Source organism: Caldisalinibacter kiritimatiensis, from assembly GCF_000387765.1.
Classification (GTDB): Bacteria; Bacillota; Clostridia; order Tissierellales; family Caldisalinibacteraceae; genus Caldisalinibacter; species Caldisalinibacter kiritimatiensis.
In genome coordinates this window covers 1-8,488 of record NZ_ARZA01000142.1, presented here as the reverse complement: position 1 = coordinate 8,488, position 8,488 = coordinate 1, and the positions used below count along the sequence as shown (strand labels likewise).

The following is an 8,488-nucleotide window of genomic DNA, read 5'->3' as shown; positions in this document are numbered from 1 at the left end:
GTTTTTTAGTAATATAGAAACAGGTGTATTATTTTTCTTCAAACATTCATTATATTGTGTTATAATTGTTAAAGATTACTGTTACAAGAGGAGGATAAGTATGGATGATAAGCAAAAGAGAGTCCGCAACTTCTCAATAATTGCTCATATAGATCACGGAAAATCGACTTTAGCAGATAGATTGATAGAAAGAACAGGTTTATTAACTGAAAGAGAAATGCAGGAGCAAGTATTAGATAATATGGATCTAGAAAGAGAAAGAGGAATAACTATAAAGCTACAAACAATAAGACTTGTTTATAAAGCTAAAGATGGACAGGAGTATATACTTAACTTAATAGATACACCAGGACATGTAGATTTTAATTACGAAGTTTCTAGAAGCTTAGCGGCTTGTGAAGGGGCTTTACTTGTAGTAGATGCAGCTCAAGGAATAGAAGCACAAACATTAGCCAACGTGTATTTAGCAGTAGATCAGGACTTGGAAATAATTCCTGTTATAAATAAGATAGATTTACCAAGTGCAAGACCAGAAGAAATAAAAAATGAAATAGAGGAAGTAATAGGCTTAGACTGTGAAAATGTTCCTATGATTTCAGCAAAAGAGGGTATAAATATAGAAGATGTATTAGAGAGTTTAGTACAGATAATACCTGCACCAGAAGGAGATAAAAATGCTCCTTTAAAAGCTCTTATATTTGATTCTTATTACGATAGTTATAAAGGGGTTATAGCTTATATAAGAGTTAAAGAAGGTGCGATAAAGCCAGGTATGAAAATAAAGATGATGGCTACAGGTAAAGAATTTGAAGTTACAGAGGTTGGGATTCAAGCACCAAATCAAGTTCCTGTTGATGAATTAAAAGCAGGGGATGTAGGATATGTTGCTGCTAGTATAAAAAATGTAAGAGATGCAAGAGTAGGGGATACAATAACTGATGGAGATAATCCTACTGACAAACCATTACCAGGTTATAAAAAAGTTGTACCAATGGTTTACTGTGGGATATATCCAGCAGAAGGAGAAGATTATAATAGTGTAAGAGATGCTTTGGAAAAGTTACAAGTAAATGATGCATCATTAGTATTTGAGCCAGAAGCTTCGGCAGCATTAGGTTTTGGATTTAGGTGTGGCTTTTTAGGATTATTACACATGGAAATTATACAGGAAAGACTTGAAAGAGAATTTAATTTAAGTATAGTAACAACAGCACCAAGTGTTATTTATAAAGTTAAAAAGAAGGACGGTACAGAATTAGAAATACAAAATCCTACTAATTTACCACCCATGACTGAAATAGATTATATGGAAGAACCTATAGTCTCAGCTTCTATAATGTCTCCTACTGATTATGTAGGTGCAATTATGGAGTTATGTCAAAATAGAAGAGGTACATTTAATAATATGGAATATATTGACCAAACAAGAGTAGTTTTACACTATGATTTACCATTAAATGAAGTAATATATGACTTTTTCGATGCATTAAAGTCTAAAACTAAAGGTTACGCTTCACTAGACTATGAACTTAAAGGGTATGAACGTTCAGAGTTAGTAAAATTAGATGTCTTAATAAATGGAGAAGTAGTAGACGCATTTTCAATTATTGTGCACAGTGAGAAATCTTATGAGAGAGGTAGACACATTGCATCAAAGTTAAAAGAAGAAATACCTAGACATTTATTCCCTATACCTATACAAGCAGCTATAGGTTCGAAGATAATTGCTAGAGAAACAGTAAAAGCACTTAGAAAAGATGTATTAGCTAAATGTTATGGTGGAGATATAAGTAGAAAGAAAAAGCTACTTCAAAAACAAAAAGAGGGTAAAAAGCGTATGAGACAAATAGGTAATGTAGAAGTTCCTCAAGAAGCGTTCCTAGCAGTATTAAAATTTGATGATAAATAGAAATAATATTTGTATTTATAAGAAAAAACACACAAGAGTGTGTTTTTTCTATATGTTTCAAAAAAGTCAACCTTGAGAATCTTTCATTTTAAAGGAAGACTTTTTTATAAAATAATATTAAAGGCAATTATAAAAACAGGAGGAATATACATGAAGGAACTGGGTATATATATACATATACCATTTTGTAAGAGTAAATGTTATTATTGTGACTTTAAATCATTTCCAGACAAATTGGATTTGATAGATAATTATATATATTATTTAAAAAAAGAAATAGATATGTACTCAAGGTTATTAAAAGATTATGTAGTTAAAACTATATTTATAGGAGGAGGTACTCCTTCTATTTTAGAAGGAAAATATATTTATGAAATATATAGTTGTTTATATGGGAAAATGAATTTAAATGAATTAGAGGAATTTACAATAGAAACAAATCCTAAAACTTTAGATGACGAAAAGTTAAAAGTATATAAGGAAATAAATATTAATAGGGTAAGTATTGGTGCTCAAACATTAAATGATAAACTCTTAAAAAGAATAGGTAGAATTCATAATACAATGGATTTTTATAAAAGTTATGAATTAATAAGAAAATGGGGATTTAGGAATGTGAATGTTGATATAATGTTTAACTTGCCTAACCAAACTCTAGAAAATGTTATTGAAACACTAAATAAAGTTGCAGTTTTAGGTGTTGAACATATTTCTTTTTATAGCTTAAAACTAGAAGAAGGAACAAGATTTTATAAAGAGTATCTTAAGTCTAAACTTGAACTACCAGATGAGGACGAAGAAAGAGAGATGTATCATAAAGGTATAGAAACCCTAGAACAAAGAGGATATAGTCATTATGAAATATCAAATTTTGCAAAAGAAGGGTATGAATGCAACCATAATTTATTATATTGGAAAGTAAAGCCTTACTTAGGGTTAGGGTTAGCAGCACATTCAAATATTAATAGTATTAGATATAATAATTATAACAACTTTAAATCTTATTTTCACTCTTTAGATAAAAGGATGTTACCAATTGAAGAAAAGGAAAAAATTCACAAAAAAATCGAAATGGCCGAATACATGATACTAGGACTACGCCTTATACAAGGGATAAATAAAAAAGAATTTTATAATAGATTTGAGATAGATGTAGACGAAATCTATGGAGAGATTTTAAGAAAATTAATGGAACAGGGTCTTCTTATTACAAATAACAATAGTATTAAATTAACTAAACTAGGGCTTGATTTATCTAATATAGTTTTTAGAGAATTACTTTCATAAAAGGAATATGTTTTTGGCAAATTTTATTTAAAAGGTATTGACAAATTTAAAATTCAGTGATAACTTAAAACATAGGAATTAGCACTCGTTAACGTAGAGTGCTAATAAAGAAAATTGGAGAAAATATTTATATTCTCCCCAAAGTATACTTAAAAGTTGTGTATGACTGGGTTGTTCTTTTAAGGTGAATGGGGTGGTATATTTGAAACTTGATGATAGAAAGTTGAGAATTTTACAAGCTATAATCCACAGTTATATAACTAATGCGGAGCCAGTAGGATCTAGAACTATATCAAAAAAGTATGATTTAGGTGTTAGTTCTGCTACTATAAGAAATGAAATGTCAGATTTAGAAGAATTAGGATATTTAATTCAGCCATATACCTCTGCTGGAAGAATTCCATCAGACAAGGCATATAGATTATATGTTGATTCGTTAATGGAAGAAAAACTAATATCACAAAAAGTAAGAAATCAAGTAAGAAATCAATTATTAAGAGAAATAGGCGAAATAGATAGTCTGATACAAAATGTAGCAAAAATTTTATCACAGCTTACTAATTATACATCACTAGCTATTGCACCACAGGTGAAGCAAAGTAGATTGAAGCATATTCAATTAGTACCTGTAAATCAAACTAAAGTTTTAGTTGTAATAGTTACAGATACAAATATAATAAAAAATACAATATTTAGGGTAGATAAAGAACTTTCTTGTGACCAATTAAATAAAATATCTAATATATTAAATGAAAAAATAAAAGGACACAGAATATATGAGATAGGAGAAGATTTACAAGTAAGTTTAATGAATGAAATGTATGATTTAAGGGAAACTATTAAATCAACTATAAATAGTATAGTTCCTCTTATCAATCAATCTTTAGATAAAACAGAAGAAGTGACTTTATATGCAGATGGTGTAACTAACATATTTAATTTTCCTGAATATAATGATGTATCAAAAGCTAAATCATTTTTATCATTCTTAGAAGATAAAAACTCAGTTGTTGATATGATGCTAAAAAGTGGAGAACATGATATTGAGATAACTATCGGTAGTGAGAATAGGTATAGAGAAGTTCAAAATTGTAGTTTAATAACAGCTACTTATAGATTAAATGGAAAAACTATTGGAAGGATAGGGGTTATTGGACCTACTAGAATGGATTACTCAAAAGTAATTTCAGCTGTTAAGTCTATTGCATTAGATATGAATGAAATTTTAAATAAGTATTATATTAAATAATGACATTAAAGAGGTGTAGGATTAGTATCTTACACCTCTATAATGTGGCTTAAATGAGAAGACATTAGAGAGGTGGGGAATATGAGCGAAGAATTAAAAAATAATGACCTAGAGTGTGAAGAAAATGAAATGAAAGAAGAAGTAGATAGCAATTTGGAAGCAGTAAGGGATGAATTAGAAGAAGACAAGGAAAAGGAACTTGAGGAAGATTACAAAAAAATGTATGAAGAAAAAGTAAAAGAATTAGAAAAGTTAAATAGTAGATATTTAAGACTTCAAGCTGATTTTACAAATTATAAAAAAAGAGCTGAAAAGGAGAAGCAAAGTATATATTCTTTTGCGGCTCAAGAGCTTATTTCACAGTTGCTATCAGTAATAGATAATTTTGATAGAGCCTTAAGTACTGAAGAAAAAGATAAAAACGATAGTTTTTATCAAGGTGTAGAAATGGTGTATAAGCAATTAATTGATATTTTAGGTAAAAATGGACTTGAAGAAATAAAAGCATTAGGGGAAAAATTTGACCCTAACCTTCATCATGGTGTAGCTCAAGAGGAATCAGATGAGCATGAAGAAGGTACAATTATAGAAGTATTCCAAAAAGGGTATAAACTAAATGATAAGGTTATTAGACCAAGCATGGTAAAAATATCAAAATAAATATAATACATAAGGAGGATTGAAAAATGAGTAAAATAATAGGAATTGACTTAGGAACAACTAACTCATGTGTTGCTGTAATGGAAGGTGGAGAACCTGTAGTTATTCCAAATGCAGAAGGTAATAGAACAACTCCTTCTATAGTAGCTTTTACTAAGGATGGAGAAAGATTAGTTGGTGAAACTGCAAAAAGACAGGCTATAACAAATCCAGATAGAACAATAATTTCGATAAAAAGACATATGGGTACAGACCATAAAGTTACAATTGATGGTAGAGAGTATACACCACAAGATATTTCAGCAATGATTTTACAAAAGCTTAAAGCTGATGCTGAAAGTTATCTTGGTGAAGAAGTCACAGATGCTGTAATTACTGTTCCAGCATATTTTACAGATAGTCAAAGGCAAGCTACTAAAGATGCAGGTAAGATAGCAGGACTAAACGTAAGAAGAATTATCAACGAACCTACAGCAGCATCATTAGCATATGGTATTGATAAAGAAGAAGTACATCAAAAAATATTAGTATTTGACTTAGGTGGAGGTACATTTGACGTTTCTATATTAGAACTAGGAGATGGAGTTTTCGAAGTTATAGCAACAAATGGTAACAATCACCTAGGTGGAGACGATTTTGACCAAGCAATTATTGATTACTTAGCAGAAGAATTTAAAAAAGAAAATGGAATAGATTTAAGACAAGATAAAATGGCTCTTCAAAGATTAAAAGAGGCAGCAGAAAAAGCTAAAAAAGAGCTATCAAGTGTAATGACAACTAATATTAATTTACCATTTATTACTGCTACACAAGAAGGTCCTAAGCATTTAGATATTACTTTATCTAGAGCTAAGTTTAATGAATTAACTGCACATTTAGTAGAAAAAACATTAGAACCTACTAGATTGGCATTAAATGATGCAGGATTAAGCCCAACAGACATTGATAAAGTAATACTAGTTGGTGGTTCAACAAGAATTCCAGCAGTTCAAGAAGCAGTTAAAAAACTAACAGGAAAGGACCCTCATAAAGGAATTAACCCTGATGAATGTGTTGCACTAGGTGCAGGTATTCAAGGTGGAGTATTAAGTGGAGAAGTTAAAGATTTATTATTATTAGATGTTACTCCATTATCACTAGGAATTGAAACTTTAGGAGGAGTATTTACTAAATTAATAGAAAGAAATACAACTATACCAACTAAGAAGAGCCAAGTGTTCTCAACAGCTGCAGATAACCAAACTGCTGTTGATATTCACGTACTTCAAGGTGAAAGACAAATGGCTAAAGATAATACAACACTTGGTAGATTCCAATTAACAGGAATTCCTCCAGCACCAAGAGGAGTGCCTCAAATAGAAGTAACTTTTGATATAGATGCAAATGGTATAGTAAATGTTTCAGCTAAGGATTTAGGAACTGGAAAAGAACAAAAAATTACAATTACTGCTTCAACTAATTTATCAGAAGAAGAAATTGAAAAGAAAGTAAAAGAAGCAGAAAAGTATGCCGAAGAAGATAAGAAGAGAAAAGAAGAAGTTGAAGTTAGAAACAACGCAGACACATTAATTTATCAAACTGAAAAGACGCTTAAAGAACTTGGAGATAATGTAAGTGAAGATGAAAAAGCAAAAGTGCAAGCTAAAGTAGACGAATTAAAGAAAGCTATGGAAGGAAATAACATAGAAGAAATCAAGAAGAAAACAGAAGAATTAACAAATGAATTTCATGCAGTATCACAAAAAATGTATCAACAAGCAGCAGGAGCTCAACAAGCACAACAAACAGCAAACGAACAAGCCCAAGGACAGAGTGCAAAGAATGATGAAAATGTAGTAGACGCTGACTATGAAGTAGTAGATGATGACGATAACAATAATTAATTTTACCAAAGCTAAATCCTTTGGATTTAGCTTTGATTTTTTAATAAAATTTATATATAATGAATCTGAGAACTTAAGGATTAACTAGAGTAGCTTAATATCTTCTGTTATAAATAAAAGGAAAAAACATAGTAGTTTAATGCCTTTTGGAAGGTGGTGAAAAAGTGAGTAAAAGGGATTATTATGAAGTTCTTGGAGTAGATAGAAATGCTAGTGAACAAGAAATAAAAAGAGCTTATAGAAAACTAGCCAAGAAATACCATCCAGATATGAATCCAGATGATAAAGAAGCGGAAAAAAAGTTTAAAGAAATTAATGAGGCCTATGAAGTGCTAAGTGACCCACAAAAGAAAGCAAGATATGACCAATTTGGACACCAAGGTGTAAATGGCCAAGGATTTGGCGGCTTCGGACAAGGAGCTGGAGGCTTTGGTGGATTTGACGATATATTTGACGATATATTCGATATGTTTGGTGGTGGTTTTTCTAAAGGAAGAAGAAAATCAGGACCAAGAAAAGGTGCTGACCTAAAATATAGAGTTAATATTAAATTTGAGGAAGCGGCATTTGGAACAGAGAAAGAAATTAAGATAAATAGAACTGAGAATTGTTCGGTATGTAATGGAACAGGAGCAAAACCAGGCACAAATAAAACTACGTGTCCAAAGTGTAATGGAACAGGAGAAGTGAGATATGCACAAAATACTCCATTTGGTCAATTTGTAAATGTAAGGACATGTGATAATTGTAATGGTACAGGTGAAATTATAGAAGAGCCTTGTAGTAAATGTGGTGGTACAGGCAAGGAAAGAAAAGAAAGAAAAATTAATATAAAAATCCCTGCAGGTGTAGATACTGGTTCTGTAATACCGTTGAGAGGTGAAGGTGAACCTGGAGAAAGAGGCGGTCCAAGAGGAGATTTATATATATATATTAATGTACAACCACATGAAATCTTTGAGAGAGAAGGCGATGATGTAATTTGTGAAGTTCCTATTTCATTTGTGCAGGCAGCTTTAGGAGATAGTATTGAAGTACCAACATTAGATGGAAAAGTAAGGTATAATATACCTGAAGGGACTCAGACAGGTACAATTTTTAGACTAAAAAATAAGGGAATTCATCATTTAAGAGGCAATGGTAGAGGAGACCAATACGTAAAAGTTGTGGTCCAAGTGCCTAAGAGATTAAATGAAAAACAAAAAGAATTATTGAAAGAATTTGCAAAAATAAGTGGTGAAACATTAAATGAAAGTAAAAAAGGATTTTTCGATAAAGTAAAGGATGCTTTTGGAGGTTAAAGTAATCACTCCACTTGTTAGTGGGGTGATTATTATTTGAGTAAGGGTTTTGTAAATTTTAACAAATCAAATCATACATATCAACACTTCATGGTAATCTTTACACATATAGGATATAATAAAAATGTATTGTTTATGAAAGGGAAAAATAAAGTTTATTTTTAGTAATTATATAAATTTATAATATTTAAAAGGAAGT

The 8,488-nt window shown here is 30.5% G+C and carries 6 protein-coding genes; all 6 read left to right on the top strand.

The window, feature by feature from the left end:
- The first annotated feature begins 100 nt into the window (after nucleotides 1-100).
- The gene (gene lepA / locus L21TH_RS06865; RefSeq protein ID WP_006312539.1) at nucleotides 101-1,909 is read left to right on the top strand and encodes a translation elongation factor 4; all 1,809 of its coding nucleotides are present in this window, start codon (nucleotides 101-103) and stop codon (nucleotides 1,907-1,909) included.
- Nucleotides 1,910-2,059: 150 nt separating this feature from the next.
- On the top strand, nucleotides 2,060-3,196 hold the full coding sequence (gene hemW / locus L21TH_RS06860) for a radical SAM family heme chaperone HemW (protein WP_006312537.1): 1,137 nt from the start codon (nucleotides 2,060-2,062) through the stop codon (nucleotides 3,194-3,196).
- A 202-nt stretch (nucleotides 3,197-3,398) separates the two neighbouring features.
- Nucleotides 3,399-4,445 carry a heat-inducible transcriptional repressor HrcA gene (hrcA, locus tag L21TH_RS06855; protein WP_006312536.1) on the top strand — a complete coding sequence of 349 codons (1,047 nt, stop codon included), beginning with the start codon at nucleotides 3,399-3,401 and terminating at the stop codon, nucleotides 4,443-4,445.
- Nucleotides 4,446-4,526: 81 nt separating this feature from the next.
- A complete protein-coding gene (gene grpE / locus L21TH_RS06850; protein ID WP_006312534.1) occupies nucleotides 4,527-5,105 on the top strand; it encodes a nucleotide exchange factor GrpE in 579 nt (192 codons plus the stop codon).
- Nucleotides 5,106-5,131: 26 nt separating this feature from the next.
- Nucleotides 5,132-6,988 (top strand): molecular chaperone DnaK, encoded by a 1,857-nt coding sequence (gene dnaK, locus L21TH_RS06845; protein WP_006312532.1) that lies wholly within the window; start codon nucleotides 5,132-5,134, stop codon nucleotides 6,986-6,988.
- Between the two features lie 164 nt (nucleotides 6,989-7,152).
- Complete coding sequence (gene dnaJ, locus L21TH_RS06840; protein ID WP_034429572.1) at nucleotides 7,153-8,289, top strand: molecular chaperone DnaJ; 1,137 nt, start codon at nucleotides 7,153-7,155, stop codon at nucleotides 8,287-8,289.
- Nucleotides 8,290-8,488 lie beyond the last annotated feature (199 nt).